Genomic DNA, 13,754 nt, shown 5'->3' with positions numbered 1-13,754 from the left:
GGCGCATCACTGTTCGCCGAAAGCGTAGGTCAGGATGAAGTCGTGGTCTGGCGTGATGCTGCCGCTTCCATGGATGCCGATCAGGCCGCCAGTCCCTGAGCCGGGCAGGATCTTCCAGGTCGCGTGACGCTCATCGTGCCGCGCCTCGGCGTGGTGAGTAAGAATGAACGTGCCTTCACGGCCGTCGATCGTGCATTGGATCCGTTCGACGCCGACGTAGCTCATCACGCCGTCATCGCCGGACAGGCGCAGCATGATCGCCTCGAGTACCGCCGTGCCTTCGAGCTCGCCAGTGAACTCCTTGGTTGCCACGGTGCGCGTGAGCTTGCCGCCTGCCCATTGATCGTTCTCTTGTTCCTCCCAACGTGTAATCTTGAAAGCGCTCTTGCGGGTCATCATGATTCTTACTCCTTGAAGTTGGTAGGGCATGGCTCGGTATCGCCATGCCGACGATGGCCTTCAGGGCCGATCCGGCTCGACGGCGAGCATCACGACGTCGTGCATCGAGCCGGTTTCGAACAGGCCGCCCCAGGCCGCGCGCTCGCCGTTCAGGTTGACGCGCGGCTTGCCCATCAGCTCGCGCAGCTCCGCGTCAGTCGCCTCGAGCTGCCGCAGTGCATGGCAGGCATCGAGATCGCGGAAATGGATCAGCAGATGCAGGCGGTCCTGCGTACCCCACATTTCCTCGAATTGCGCGACGGTGGCGCTTCCGCCCAGACGAGCGTTGACAACGGATTGCCATTCGCTCAGATAGAAGCGCGCGAGGTCGCGCGATTCGTACCGGGCCTGCAGCGAGCGAAGCACCAGCACGCCGCAATTGCCCGAGTGAAGGAACGGCGCGTTCGCGTCCGCGATCTGGTGGCGCGCGGGAGGAAGAAAGCTGCGCGGATCCAGTTCGTTCATCGCTTCGCGTGCGAAACCGTGCTGCGGCACGATCACGTGCTCGCGGAAGCTGCCCTGGACGAAGATCCGCTCCCAGTTGCCACCGCCTCGCTCGGGCAGACGGTCTTCCTGATAGATATCCTGGAACGCCTTATCGTGGTCGACCAGGTCGAGGAGGCGGCCATAGTCGGAGGGGGTCTTCATATGAACGAGCCAATGCATCTTTCCGTGACGTCCGAACACTTCCTCGTAGACGAGCGTGACGGCGTCGGGAGACAGCTTCATGTTCATATAGTTCTGAAGCTGGATCGCGAACGCGCGCGCCTCGGGCAGATAGTCGTAATGGACCTGGGCCTCGCGATGGATCACCATCCCGGCATTCAGCGAATGCATGGCCGCAGCACCGTCGGGCAATTGTGCGACGGCAGCCGACACGAAGCTGCGGGTATCACGACTGGTTCGGTTGTCTGTCATTTCCTTAGTTCATCTGGCTAATGCGCTGGCCCTGGGCGAGCTGGCGCCGAGTCGTTCAGATGCCGCGCCAGCTAGGCCGCGACGAGTTCAAGCAGGTGGTGCGTGGTGTTCCAGTTGCGGGTCGTGGCCTGCGTGCCAGTCAGCCGTTCGACGAAGCTGTTGTTCAGCTTGGTGCGTCCATATCCGTTTGGGCAATGGACGTAGACCACGCGCTCGCCGACCACGTACTCGTCGGGAAGATAGTCTTTCGACGCGGCGCTGCCGGCTTGGGCGCCCGCCATCTTCAGGAACGAGAAGTGCAGCTTGGACGGGTCGTACTCGCGCCAGTGCTTCGGTAGTCCGTCGATCACGGCCGAGAGGCCGGCCTTGGTGAGCGCCATCACGGAGACATCGACATAGCCGAAACGGTCGGCGATTTCGCGCTCGAGCGTTGATTCGAGTTCGGCTGCCTTCAGCGTCGATTCGAGAACCAGATTGCCGCTCTGCAAGTAGCTGATGGCATTCCGGAATTTCAAATTCGTGCACAATTCCAGCAACTCTTTCATTGTCACCTTGCGATGGCCACTGACGTTGATTCCTCTAAGCAGGCAGATGTAACGCATGGATATAAGGGGTTCGGGTGGAAGGAGGATGCATTCTATAGAGGAAGACCAATAAGGTCCTCCGCCGTGAACGCCGCCGACCGATGCTGCCGGTGATGCGATGCGTCGAGTCCGATTGCCGTGGCACGATTTGGAGACCGGCGATCTTCCTAGCGAACTCCGTTGCGGCTAAAGCGTGATCCGCGTGCCTGACGATTCGCCGGACTGGCTGCGCGGCGGCCCCTCTTTCACGCGTGGACTTCGGACGGTTCCGGCACGTTTTGCCGCCCGTGAGAAGTCGATTTTTTCTTCCGCATCGATTTCATCCATCAGGATTGCTTGCATCTTTTCCCATATCCCGCTCTGTTGCCAGTCGCGGAGACGGCGCCAGCAACTGACACCTGAACCGCAACCCAAGTCCGGCGGCAGGTCGCCCCAGCGTATGCCCGTCTTCAGAACGAAAATTATCCCCGTCAGGGCCACGCGGTCTGGTACGGGCTTGCGGCCCGGGTACTTGAAGCGGCGCGGCTTCGGTGGAGGTAACAGTGCTTCGATTCTTGCCCACAGTTGATCATCCATGACTGGACCGCCCAACTGACCGATCCGCCTATCTTAATCGAGGCGGTGTGCGGTCAGCCGAAAAAAAGTTAATCGCCTATTCAGGGTCTTTTTGAAACAGACGCAGCATTCCTTTGAGAATTGAATGGTGGTCTTTTTGAAACTCAAACAGTCTTTTTGAAACTCAATCAGTCTTTTTGAAACTGGCATATCAATGGCAAAAATTGAGATGCCAGTCTTTTTGAAACATTGGTTCGGTCTTTTTGAAACAGCTCTCTTGGGTCTCTTTGTGTTTGAAAATAGCTAGAAAACACCCGCGATTGCGCTATGGTTCAGATCGATTCACTCCCTTCCGTTAGGGGTGTCGATCAGTGTCCATGTATTGCGTGAGCTATTCATGCATGACTAAACAGGTCGGATGCTAGCATAACGAATTACTTTGATGCGAGGGGGTGATAAAAAATATCGACGAAAAATTCCGTGTGGCGTATCAGTGATAACATTCCGATCTGTTGATTTGAAAGCGCATCAAGATAATAAAAAGTTATTTGGCTGTGGAGTGTTGTGTGTCGGAGAATTGCTCCGTTTTGACGCGGGAACGACCGAGCATTCGAATTCGGGTGTCGTTCACCGAAGAGTTGTTTTCGTCTTTTTGAAATAGATCGAGCAACGCCGGGCGTTGTTTAACAAGGTGCCAACATGAACGAACAGTTAGTCGTGGTTCGGACTATGCTGAACTGGGTGGAACAGACCCTGTCGGAATTCGGCGACGGCCGCAAGATGACCAGTGCGGTCGTCACTTACCAGTACGAAGGCGGATTCGACGCGGTATCCAGCGTCACGTATTCGCTCGTCTATCTGACACCGTCGAGGGCGCTGTTCAGCGGATTCGAGACGACCACGGTCGCCAGCGGCGGCTTGCAGGGCGCGCTGGTCTTGCGTCACGACGGCGTATTCGAGAACGGCGTCGCCACGATCGAGGCGGGCGTGGTTGCCGATGCGTGCTCCGGGGCCTTTGCGGGCCTTGACGCGGCCGCGCGCATCGAGGCCGACGCGGGGAATCCGATGAAGAGCACGCTGATTATCGATACCCGTCGTGCATGACCTCGAGCCGACACGTGGTCGCCTGGTGGAGCGCGTCGATCGACGCGCTCGGGGCGAGTGGATTCGAGGCGCTAGCTGCGTCATGCGACGACGACGAGATGGCGCGTGCCGGGCGTTTCGTGTTCGAGCGAGATCGGCGCGCCTATCTGGCGGCGCATGGTTTGCTACGTCGGGCGCTGAGCCACGCCGACCCGTCTTACGGGCCCCGCGAGTGGCGTTTCTCGACGGGCCGATACGGCCGTCCCGAACTGGATGAGCGGTTTCGATGCCGTCCGCGCTTCAACCTCTCGCATTGCGAGACGCGCGTGACCTGTGTCGTCAGCGGCACGATTCCGTGCGGCGTCGATGTGGAGGCGCTTCGACGCAACCCGGGCCACGTCGTCATGGATGCGTGTCTCGCTCCGTCGGAGCGGGCTCGCGTCGCTCGACTCGACGCGCCCGGTCGCGATGCCGAGTTTGTCCGGCTTTGGACCTTGAAGGAGGCCGTCGCGAAGGGCGTCGGAATGGGCCTTCACCTGCCGTTTTGCGAGCTTGCGTTCGAACTCGAGGCGGCGCCGCGCCTGCGCGCTGCGCCGGCAGCCGCGGCCGGGCCGTGGCGGCTGGCCCAGCACGTGACCCATGACCGACACGTCGAGTCGCTGGCCCTGCGCATCGGCGGGGATGCGGAGATCGACTTGACCCGCATCGAGTGGCCCGATACGCGTATGACGCAGGTGGGCGGGGAGATACCGGATCGCGGCACTGAATGGATGGGGGCGCCGCAATCGGCGCGGCGTACAAAGGCGGCGACGATCTCCTGAGGCGTAGCTGCGGGGGGGGGGGGCTGCTGGGGCCTGTCCGGATGGAAAAATCGTGATGTGGAAGATTTCAACAGTCGAAATATCAATGTTGTTGAAAATTCGCATACCTAATTTTCAAGCGTGGGAAGTGACCACAGCGCGGTGGAGCATGTATGACTGTAGGAATTGAGGCGATTCACGCGTACGTCGGACGCATGTCGCTCGGCGTCGCGGAGCTTTTCGAGGCGCGAGGGCTCGATGCGGCGCGCATGTCGAATCTGCTGATGGCGCGCAAGTCGGTGAATCTGCCGATCGAGGACCCGGTGACCAACGGCGTCAATGCGGCCAAGCCGCTGATCGAGGCATTGTCGCCCGAGCAACGCGACGCGATCGAACTCGTGATCGTCGGTACGGAGTCGGGGCTGGATTTCGGCAAACCGATCAGCACGTATATTGCGCACTATCTGGGGCTCTCGCGGCGCTGCCGTTCATTCGAGGTCAAGCATGCGTGCTATGGCGGCACGGCGGCGTTGCAGATGGCGCTGTCGTTTGTGAAAGCGAGCCCGCGTCGCGATGTGAAGGCGCTCGTGATCGCCGCGGACGCGTCGAGCATCGCGGCGCGCAACACCTACTGGGAGCCGTCGCAGGGCGCCGGCGCGGTCGCGATGCTCGTCAGCAACCAGCCCGAGATACTCGCCGTCGATTTCGGCGCGAATGGCTATCACAGCTTCGAGGTGATGGACACCTTGCGCCCGCGACCCGACCTCGAGGCCGGCGACAGCGATCTGTCGATCCTGTCCTACATGACCTGTCTCGAGGCCAGCTACCGACATTACTGCGAACGGGTCGAGGGCGTCGATCTGGCCGGTTCGTTCCGCTATCTCGTGCTACATACGCCTTTCGCCGGGATGGTCAAGTCGGCGCATCGCCGCCTGCTGAGTCGCGTCGGCGGCTGGACTGCGGCCGACATCGATGCCGATTTCGCGTCGCGAGTCGAGCCGTCGATCCGGGTCTGCCAGATGGTTGGCAATGTTTACTCTGCGGCGCTCTATCTGGCGCTGTGCTCGCTGCTCGAACACGTCGACGAGACGGTCGCGCGACGCATCGGCCTGTTCTCGTACGGATCGGGATGCGCGTCCGAGTTCTACAGCGGCGTGGTCCAGCCTCAAGGCATCCGGCGCTTCCGCGAGGGCGGCTTGTCGCGCGCGATCGCGGACCGGCTCGCGCTCGGGATGGACGATTACGAGCGGATCAGCGACCTGAGCCTGCAAAGGATGTGCGGCGTGCAGGACCTCCAACCAGACCTGTCGTCTTACGCGCACATCATGAAGTCTCACTTCGACGGCAGCGGCCTGCTCGTGCTGGCAGGCATCCGTAATTTTCATCGCGAATACCGGTGGGCCTGAATATGCAAAACCACGAAGTTCTGACTGAGCGTGGGCCTGGCTGGCACCGTTTCGTGCTTAACGCCGCCGCCAGCCAGAACAAGCTGTCGCCGCGGATTGTCGATGCGTTGCACGACGCGCTGTACGCGTGCGAAGCGGACCCGGCCGCGCACGCGCTGATCATCGAAGGCTCGGGAGGCCACTTCAGCAGCGGCATGGATCTCGAGGCGGCGGCGACGGGCCATGCGGTCAGAGGCTCGGGTGGTCAGCGCTTTCTCGAACTGCTGCGGCACATGACCGAGGCGGATGTCGTGGTCGTCAGCATCGTCGACGGCAAGGCGAGTGGCGGCGGTGTCGGTCTCGCGGCGGCCAGCGACTATGTCATCGCGACGCCGCGCAGCGTGTTCAGCTTGCCCGAGATTCTGTGGGGGCTGGTGCCGTGCCTGATCGCCCCGTTTCTGATTCGGCGGATCGGTTTTCAGGCATGTCGGCGGATGACGTTGACGACCTTGCCGATCGACGCCGAGGCCGCGAAAGCATGCGGGCTTGCCGACACGCTGGCCGACGACGCGCTGCCGAAGCTGTTGCAGCGCCTGCGGATGGTCGCGCCGGAAGGTATCGGCCGCGCGAAGCGCTATCTGGGACGCCTCAGCGCGATCGACGACGTCACGCTAGACAGCGCGCTGGACGAACTGGAAACGATCCTGGCGTCGACCGACGTCGTGCAGCGCCTGACCGAGTTCGCACGCAGCCGGCGCTATCCGTGGGAGGTTGCGACGGCGCGCGGATTGGCCGACGACGGCGCGCGTGCGGCGGAGGTGCGGACATGAGCCGCGCGTGGCTGTTTCCGGGGCAGGGCACGCAACGGCGTGGAATGGGCGCGCAGGTGTTCGATCTGTTCCCGGGCTTGGTCACCAAGGCGGACCGGATTCTCGGATATTCGATCCGCGAATTGTGCGTCGAGGATCCCGACGAGCGCCTCTCGACCACTGAATACTGCCAGCCGGCGCTGTATGTCGTGAATGCGCTCATGTTTCTGGAAAGACGCCGTCGCGAGCCGTGGCCGGCCTTCCTTGCCGGACACAGCCTCGGTGAGTTCAGCGCGCTGTTCGCTGCCGGCTGCTTCGATTTCGAAACGGGGCTGCGGATCGTGCAGTGCCGCGCGCGCTGCATGGCGCCGGCGGGAAACGGGTCGATGCTCGCCGTGATCGGCCCCGATCTCGAGCAATTGCTGGGCGTGATCGACGAACTCGGCCTGACGGGGCTCGACGTCGCCAACTATAACCTGCCGACCCAGACCGTGCTCGCCGGTCCCGACGCGAGTATCGCCACGCTCGACGCAGTGCTGGTCGAGCGTGAGCTGGCGCGCACTGTTCATCTTCATGTAGGTGGCGCGTTCCACTCGCGATACGCGGAGCATGCCGCCGCGCGCTTCAGGGACATGCTCCGTGAATTCGAACTGGCCGATCCGAAATGGCCGACCGTATCGAGCGCTACCGGCCACGTATACCGACCTGGCACCGTGCGCGAGGTGCTCGAAACACAGATCGTGCGGCCGGTGAGATGGGTTGACACGATGCAGTTCCTGCACGACCGGGGCGTGACCGAGGCCATGCAGATCGGCCCCGGCCGCGTGCTCGACGGGCTGTGGGAACGCTTTGAACCAGGGGCGGGCGCGCTGCCGGGTCGTCCCGGCAAGTTGGCGACACAGTAAGGATGTCGAATGGATAGGCGAAAGCAGGAACCGGTTGCATGGTTGTTTCCCGGTCAGGGCGCCCAGTTCAAGGGCATGGGCGGACGCGAGCTGTTCGCGGCGTATCCCGAGTACGTCGCGAAGGCCGATGCGATTCTTGGCTATTCGATCGAGGCGTTGTGTCTCGAAGACGCCGGCCAGTTGTTGAAGCGGACGGCATTCACGCAGCCCGCGCTATTCGTGGTCAATGCGTTGAGCGCCTACCGGGAACGCGAGAACGGCGCGTCGCCGGACTACTACGCCGGCCACAGTCTCGGCGAGTTCAATGCGCTGCACGCAGCAGGCTGCTTCGATTTCGAAACGGGGCTCCGTCTCGTGGCCGAGCGTGGCCGTCTGATGGGCGAGGTCGAGGGCGGGGCGATGGCCGCCGTGCTCGGGCTCGATCAAGACGCGTTGCAGGCCGAGATGACGCGCGCTGGCTGTACGGACAGCCTCGAGATCGCCAACATCAATTCGCCGACGCAACTGGTCGTATCCGGTGACGCCGCAGGCGTGTCGGCTCTGGCGGCGCATCTGCGCAAGACGCGCGCGGCGAACGTGATTCCGCTCGCCGTCAGCGCCGCGTTCCATTCCCGTCACATGCTCGAGGCCGCCGACCGCTTCGCGGCGGTCTTGACGAACACGCCGATGCGGGCGCCGCGCACGCCTGTCGTGGCCAACGTGACGGGTGAGCTGTATCCGCAGGGCGATGTCCGGACGCTGCTCGCGAGACAGATGGCAAGCAGCGTCCGGTGGTGGGATGGGCTGACGATGCTGCGCCGGTGCGGCGTCATGACCGCGCGGCAGATCGGTCCGGGCCAGGCCATGTCGAAGCTCTGGAACGAGGCGCTTGGATCCGTGTGCACTGTCGCGCGCGACGCGAAGGCAGCGCAGCAGGCCGCGGTCGGGCCCTCGGCCTTCGTGGGCGCGCCGGCGGACGGTGGGCGCATGGCCGGGGTCCCGTCACGGAGCGGGGCACGACTCGGCCGCGCATTTTGCGAGCGGCATCAAGTGCGTCTCCCCTACGTGACCGGTTCGATGTATCGCGGCATCGCGTCGGTCGAGATGGTCGTGCGCGCCGCGCGCGCCGGCCTGCTCGGCTTCTTCGGCGCGGGCGGCCTGCCGCTCGACGAGGTCGAGCGCGCGATCGTCGAGCTACGCGGCATGCTGGGCGACGCGCATCCATTCGGCATGAATCTGCTGGCGTCGCCCGAGCGCCCGACGCTCGAGCAACATACGGTCGATCTGTATCTAAAGCATGGCGTGCGCCATATCGAGGCGTCGGCGTTCATGCAGGTGAGCGCGCCCATCGTCGAATTTCGCTTCCGTGGCGCGTCGATCCGCAACGGACGCGCGCATGCGCCGAACCAGGTGTTCGCCAAGGTGTCCCGCGCCGAGGTTGCTAGCGCATTTCTCGCTGCGCCGAGCGAGGCGCTGTTGACGCGGCTGCATGAGGCGGGCCGGCTCGATGCGACGGAGATCGAGGCGGCACGGCGTCTGCCCGTTGCGACGGAGCTGTGCGTCGAGTCCGACTCGGGCGGCCATACCGACGGCGGCGTGGCGCTGGCGCTGCTGCCGGCGATCGTGCGGCTGCGCGACGCGATGACGGCGCGGGCCCCGCTCGACGCGGTGACCGGGGTCGGGGCGGCGGGTGGGCTCGGCACGCCGGAATCGATTGCCGCGGCATTCGTGTTGGGGGCGGAATTCGTGCTGGTCGGGTCCGTGAACCAGTGCTCGCCGGAAGCGGGCACCTCGGACCTGGTGAAGGACATGCTCGCGGAACTCGCGCTGCATGACACCGCCTACGCACCCGCGGGCGACTTGTTCGTCACCGGCGCGCGCGTGCAGGTGGTCCGGCGCGGCACGCTCTTTCCGGCCCGCGCGAACCAACTGTATCTCGCCTACCGGACCCACGACAGCATCGCCGCGCTCCCGGCGCGCACGCGGGACGGCTTCGAGCGCTTCATGGGCATGTCGCTCGACGTGATCTGGGATCTCACGCGCGAACGGCTCGCGCGGCACCGGCCGGCCGAGCTGGCCCGCCTGGAGATGGATGCGAAGGCGCGCATGGCACGCGTATTCAAATGGTACTTCTCGCGCTCGATCGAATCGGCGATCGACGGCGTCGAGGCAGAGCGCGCCAATTTCCAGATCCACAGCGGCCCGGCGATGGGCGCATTCAACGCATTTGCGCGCGGCGGCGCGTTCGAGAGCCGCGCGAGCCGCCACGTGGACGCGCTCGCGGAGGAGCTTATGGCGCGCGCCGAACATCAACTGTCGAGACAAGCATGGACGTCCTGAAATCGTCTCCTTCCGAAGCCGCCGGCCTGCATACGTTGTTCGAGCGGCAGGCCGCCGCGACGCCGGAGCGCATCGCGCTCGAATTCGACGGCGTGCGCCTGACCTATCGCGAACTCGATGCGTGCGCGAGCGCGGTCGCGCGCGGACTGGCTGGCGTCGCCACCGGGCGGGGCGCGCTGATCGGCCTGTATGTCGAGCGCAACTGCGAGCTGATCGTCGGCATGCTCGGCATCCTCAAGGCGGGCGCCACTTACGTCCCGCTCGACCCGCGGTATCCCGACGCACGGCTGCGCTATCTCGTCGACGACGCGCGCCTGGCCGGCGTCGTCGTGAAAGCGGGCGACACCCGGCCGGTCCCGGGAGGCGCGCAACGCGTCGTGGCCGACCTCGCCGCGTCGTCCGGGCCGGCTCGGGCCGGCGTGGAGGTCACACCCCGCGACAGCGCCTACGTGATCTACACGTCGGGCTCCACCGGACAGCCGAAGGGTGTCGTCGTCGAGCACGGAAACGTGACGCGGCTGTTTCGTGCGAGCGGGCGCCACTTCCGTTTTGGTGCCGACGATGTCTGGACGCTGTTTCACTCGGTCAGCTTTGATTTTTCCGTGTGGGAAATCTGGGGCGCGCTGCTGCACGGCGGCACGCTGGTGATCGTGCCGTCCGCGGTGGCCGAGGCGCCCGGACGCTTCGCCGGGCTGGTCGAGTCAGCCGGCGTCACGATGCTGTCGCTCACGCCGACCGCATTCAGTCACTTCACACGGGCGGCGATCGCGGCGGGACGCCGGTTTCCCGCGCTGCGCCATATCGTGATGGGTGGCGAGCGTCTCGAGGCGAGCCATCTACGGCGCTGGTTCGAACACTACGGCGACGACGCGCCGCGGCTCGTCAACATGTACGGGATCACCGAGACGACGGTTCACGTGACCTATCGCGCGCTGTCTTGCGCCGACCTCGTCCACGAACAAGCGACGCCGATCGGTGCGCCGCTCGACGATCTCGACGTGCATCTGCTCGACGCCGCGGGCCGGGCGACGCCGCCGGGCGAGACGGGCGAAATCGTCGTGACGGGCGCCGGTGTCGCGCGCGGCTATCTACGGCGCCCGGCACTCGACGCCGAACGGTTCGTGATGCTGCCGCTCGGCCCCGGCGGCGCGCTCGTGCGCGCGTACCGCAGCGGCGATCTCGGCTGCCGCATCGACGGAGAACTCTGCTATGTAGGGCGCGGCGACGACCAGATCAAGCTCCGCGGCTTCCGGATCGAACTTCGCGAGGTCGAGTATCAGCTCGGTCTGATCGACGGCATCGAGTCCTGCGTCGTCGTCGTCCAGGACCTGGGTGACGACGACCGGCGTCTGCTCGCGTTCTACGTGCCCGATTCGCGAAATCACTCCGCCGCCGCGCTGATGGCCGAGGCGGCAAGACGACTGCCGCCGCAGATGGTGCCGGCGCGCCTAATCGGAGTTCCTGCCATCCCTCTGACTTCCAACGGAAAACGTAACGGGCAAGCACTCATGAAAACACTGGAAACACTCAGTCAGACCGAATCGGCGCGACAAGGCCGACCGACGGGCTCGATCGCCGCGGTGGTCGCCGGCATCTGCGGCGAGGCGCTCGACGACCCCGGGCTGTCGTGGGACGTGGATCTGTTCGACCAGGGCGCGACGTCGCTGTCGATCAGCCGAATCATCCTTCAACTGAACGCCCGTTTCGGGCTGCAGCTTACCGGCGTCGAGTTTGACGGCGACTGTTCGATCACGAACATCGCGGCCATCGTCAACCGCGAATCGAAACGCCACCCGCAGCAACTGGAGAACACCTAAATGACGGTTTCGACGCTCCCCCGACTGACGGACGAGGAAGTCGCCTCGTTCAAGGCCAACGGCTTCATCGCGCCGATCAAGGTCTACGAACCCGAACAGATGGACGCGTTGTGGAAGGCCGAACGCCTGCGCCTCATGGACCGCTCCGCCGCCGTCTACGATCTCGACAGCCTGTCCGGCAATACGAACATCGCGAATTACGATCGGCATCTCGATTCCCGGATGCTCGCCGAACACGTGTTCGCCCCCGAAATCGTCGGCCGCGTCACGTCGATTCTCGGGCCGGACGTGCTGTGCTGGCGCAGCGAGTTTTTCCCGAAATATCCCGGTGACGAGGGGACCGACTGGCATCAGGCCGATACCTTTGCGAATGCGTCCGGCACGCCGCAGATCGTCTGGCCGCAGAACCGGGAGTTCGGCGGCACGATCACGGTGTGGACCGCGTTCACCGAGGCCAGCATCGAGATGGGCTGCCTGCAGTTCATTCCGGGCACGCATACGCAGATGTTTTACGACGAGACGAAGGAGATGCGCTACAACCCCGGCCGGATCAATGCGATGGAGAAGGACGGCGGTGTGCGGCGCGGCTTCTTCGGCTATGACTACCGCGAGCTGCAGATCGACCCTGACTGGCAGCCGGAGGTCGAGAAGGCCGTGTCGATCGAGTTGCGGGCGGGCGAGTCGGTGATGTTCTGGTCGACGCTGATGCATGCATCGCATCCGCACGTCGGCAACACGAAGAAGATGCGACTCGGCTTCGCGGCGCGTTACGTGCCGACCTGCGTGCGGATCTATCCCGATACCGATGCGATCGAGGAGTACGGCGGCAGCATCAAGCTCGACCGTTACGGCGCGGCGCTCGTCGCGGGACGAGACGAATACGGACACAACCGGCTCGTCACCGAGACCACGCGCGGCTTCAAGTTCCCAGACGCGCGATGAATCTGGCCGACGCCGTGTTGCGACTCGTCCCGCTCGAGCGGCAGCTTCCCGTTCCGCTCGGGATTCCCGCTGACGCGCCCGACGCAATCGAGGCGCTGTTCGCCGCGGCCGGCATGCGCCCGCCGCGGCGCATCGCGCCCGATTCGATGCCGGACGCCCTCGGGCAGGCCGCGGTGCGCGTGCTCGCCGGGGCCGGCCCGCTGCCGGATGCCGGCCGCTCGCCTTCCGACGCGCTCGCGGCCGCGCGCGCGCGCGGGCTCGAGGGCGTGGTGATCCGCCACAACGTCAGTGCGGCCGACGGCGTGCCGTTGCCGGTCGTCCATGCCGGGCAGTTGAATCCGGTGCATCCGGTACTGCTGATCGGCGCGCCGGGCATGCCGGCCGAGCTGACCGCGGGCTGGCTGCGGGGGCTCGGCGCGACGCGGCCGGTCGCCAGTTGGGAGACGCGCGGCATGTTCGGTTCGCTCGATCGGCGTGTCGACGGGCTCGCGATCGACGACCAGGTCGGCGATGCGGCGGCGGTGCTCGACCACGCGGGATGGGGCGACGCGCACGTCGTCGGCATCTGCGGAGGCGCGATGCTCGCGCTCGCGTTCGCCGCGCGCTATCCGCGGCGAGCGCGCACGTTGACGTTGTGGTTCGGCGATCTCGATCTGGGCGCCGACGCGCCCAAGACCGAGCACCAGCGCAACCTGCAGGCGCTGATGGAGATGGTGACGTCGAACCAGGTCTCTGCGCAGGCGTTGCGCGGCGTGCTGGTGGGTTTCATGGCGCGCCTGTCCGATCCGGATCTCGCGCCGCTCGTGCTGTATCCGTTCGCGAATGACGCGCTGCTCGAACGGTACTGCCGGATGAACCACCCGATCATGTCGACGGACTGCCGTCCGTATCTGGCGCGGATCACCGCGCCCTGTCTCGTCGGGTATGGCGAGCACGACACGACGACGCATCCGGAGGGGTCACGCACGCTCGCCGGCCTGCTCGGCGCGGAGCTCGTCGCAATACCTGGCGCCGTCCATCTCGACGGCATGCGCGGCGATCCGGCCGATCTGGCCCGCGTGCTGTCCTTTCAACGTGGTCATGACCCGCACTAGATAACGGGCCTTTCCGGCGGCCAGCGCGCGCAAGGCTCGCCGCGGCCGTCGGTCGCTGACCAGCCTGGTCGGCCCCGACCGGTTCACCGTACACGCCCGCCGCGC

12 protein-coding genes and 1 pseudogene are annotated in these 13,754 nt (G+C 64.9%); 9 read left to right on the top strand and 4 right to left on the bottom strand.

The genetic code is table 11. The features are described 5' to 3' along the window. Window positions 1–6 precede the first annotated feature (6 nt). The 4 genes and pseudogenes from DM992_RS33090 to DM992_RS33075 form a co-directional block, all read right to left on the bottom strand. Window positions 7–399, bottom strand: a complete 393-nt coding sequence (locus tag DM992_RS33090) for a DUF3224 domain-containing protein (RefSeq protein ID WP_111020542.1) — start codon at window positions 397–399, stop codon at window positions 7–9. Window positions 400–459: 60 nt separating this feature from the next. Next, window positions 460–1,356 carry a DUF6039 family protein gene (locus DM992_RS33085; RefSeq protein WP_162631792.1) on the bottom strand — a complete coding sequence of 299 codons (897 nt, stop codon included), beginning with the start codon at window positions 1,354–1,356 and terminating at the stop codon, window positions 460–462. 71 nt (window positions 1,357–1,427) lie between these two features. Beyond that, on the bottom strand, window positions 1,428–1,958 hold the full coding sequence (locus DM992_RS33080; RefSeq protein WP_239511505.1) for a DUF1697 domain-containing protein: 531 nt from the start codon (window positions 1,956–1,958) through the stop codon (window positions 1,428–1,430). A gap of 240 nt (window positions 1,959–2,198) precedes the next feature. Further along, a pseudogene (locus tag DM992_RS33075) lies at window positions 2,199–2,531 on the bottom strand (transposase); the annotation flags it as partial. Window positions 2,532–3,194: 663 nt separating this feature from the next. On the opposite strand from DM992_RS33075, the gene DM992_RS33070 reads away from it, so the two are divergent. The 9 genes from DM992_RS33070 (at window position 3,195) to DM992_RS33030 (ending at window position 13,649) form a co-directional block, all read left to right on the top strand. Further along, entirely contained in the window at window positions 3,195–3,599 is a 405-nt protein-coding gene (locus tag DM992_RS33070) for a DUF3224 domain-containing protein (RefSeq protein ID WP_111020539.1), read from the top strand. Beyond that, a complete protein-coding gene (locus DM992_RS33065) occupies window positions 3,596–4,399 on the top strand; it encodes a 4'-phosphopantetheinyl transferase superfamily protein (protein ID WP_111020538.1) in 804 nt (267 codons plus the stop codon). Before DM992_RS33070 ends, DM992_RS33065 begins: the two co-directional genes overlap by 4 nt. 152 nt (window positions 4,400–4,551) lie before the next feature. Continuing rightward, window positions 4,552–5,784, top strand: coding sequence for a hydroxymethylglutaryl-CoA synthase (locus tag DM992_RS33060; RefSeq protein WP_111020537.1), 1,233 nt, complete (start codon window positions 4,552–4,554; stop codon window positions 5,782–5,784). A gap of 53 nt (window positions 5,785–5,837) precedes the next feature. Continuing rightward, the gene (locus tag DM992_RS33055; RefSeq protein ID WP_162631791.1) at window positions 5,838–6,593 is read left to right on the top strand and encodes an enoyl-CoA hydratase-related protein; all 756 of its coding nucleotides are present in this window, start codon (window positions 5,838–5,840) and stop codon (window positions 6,591–6,593) included. After that, window positions 6,590–7,477: an ACP S-malonyltransferase gene (gene fabD, locus DM992_RS33050; protein ID WP_111020535.1), complete on the top strand. Its 888-nt coding sequence runs from the start codon at window positions 6,590–6,592 to the stop codon at window positions 7,475–7,477. The genes DM992_RS33055 and fabD (DM992_RS33050) overlap by 4 nt, the downstream gene beginning before the upstream one ends. Window positions 7,478–7,486: 9 nt before the next feature. Further along, entirely contained in the window at window positions 7,487–9,796 is a 2,310-nt protein-coding gene (gene fabD, locus DM992_RS33045) for an ACP S-malonyltransferase (protein WP_111020534.1), read from the top strand. Beyond that, on the top strand, window positions 9,784–11,613 hold the full coding sequence (locus DM992_RS33040; protein WP_111020533.1) for a non-ribosomal peptide synthetase: 1,830 nt from the start codon (window positions 9,784–9,786) through the stop codon (window positions 11,611–11,613). Before fabD (DM992_RS33045) ends, DM992_RS33040 begins: the two co-directional genes overlap by 13 nt. Next, on the top strand, window positions 11,614–12,555 hold the full coding sequence (locus DM992_RS33035; protein WP_059615558.1) for a chlorinating enzyme: 942 nt from the start codon (window positions 11,614–11,616) through the stop codon (window positions 12,553–12,555). It abuts the gene before it with no gap. Then, window positions 12,552–13,649 carry an alpha/beta hydrolase gene (locus DM992_RS33030; RefSeq protein WP_111020532.1) on the top strand — a complete coding sequence of 366 codons (1,098 nt, stop codon included), beginning with the start codon at window positions 12,552–12,554 and terminating at the stop codon, window positions 13,647–13,649. Before DM992_RS33035 ends, DM992_RS33030 begins: the two co-directional genes overlap by 4 nt. Window positions 13,650–13,754 lie beyond the last annotated feature (105 nt).

This window comes from Burkholderia sp. JP2-270 (assembly GCF_003233675.1).
GTDB classification, from domain to species: Bacteria; Pseudomonadota; Gammaproteobacteria; order Burkholderiales; family Burkholderiaceae; genus Burkholderia; species Burkholderia pyrrocinia_C.
The sequence above is the reverse complement of the archived record's forward strand: the minus strand, read 5'-3'. Positions and strand labels throughout refer to the sequence as shown.

Bases quoted from the DNA above. Each gene is read 5' to 3' on its own strand.
- DM992_RS33030 (WP_111020532.1), top strand. From the start codon at position 12,552: ATGAATCTGGCCGACGCCGTGTTGCGACTCGTCCCGCTCGAGCGGCAG.
- DM992_RS33085 (WP_162631792.1), bottom strand. From the start codon at position 1,356: ATGACAGACAACCGAACCAGTCGTGATACCCGCAGCTTCGTGTCGGCT.
- DM992_RS33060 (WP_111020537.1), top strand. From the start codon at position 4,552: ATGACTGTAGGAATTGAGGCGATTCACGCGTACGTCGGACGCATGTCG.
- DM992_RS33070 (WP_111020539.1), top strand. From the start codon at position 3,195: ATGAACGAACAGTTAGTCGTGGTTCGGACTATGCTGAACTGGGTGGAA.
- DM992_RS33035 (WP_059615558.1), top strand. From the start codon at position 11,614: ATGACGGTTTCGACGCTCCCCCGACTGACGGACGAGGAAGTCGCCTCG.
- DM992_RS33080 (WP_239511505.1), bottom strand. From the start codon at position 1,958: ATGCGTTACATCTGCCTGCTTAGAGGAATCAACGTCAGTGGCCATCGC.
- fabD (WP_111020534.1), top strand. From the start codon at position 7,487: ATGGATAGGCGAAAGCAGGAACCGGTTGCATGGTTGTTTCCCGGTCAG.
- fabD (WP_111020535.1), top strand. From the start codon at position 6,590: ATGAGCCGCGCGTGGCTGTTTCCGGGGCAGGGCACGCAACGGCGTGGA.
- DM992_RS33065 (WP_111020538.1), top strand. From the start codon at position 3,596: ATGACCTCGAGCCGACACGTGGTCGCCTGGTGGAGCGCGTCGATCGAC.
- DM992_RS33090 (WP_111020542.1), bottom strand. From the start codon at position 399: ATGATGACCCGCAAGAGCGCTTTCAAGATTACACGTTGGGAGGAACAA.
- DM992_RS33040 (WP_111020533.1), top strand. From the start codon at position 9,784: ATGGACGTCCTGAAATCGTCTCCTTCCGAAGCCGCCGGCCTGCATACG.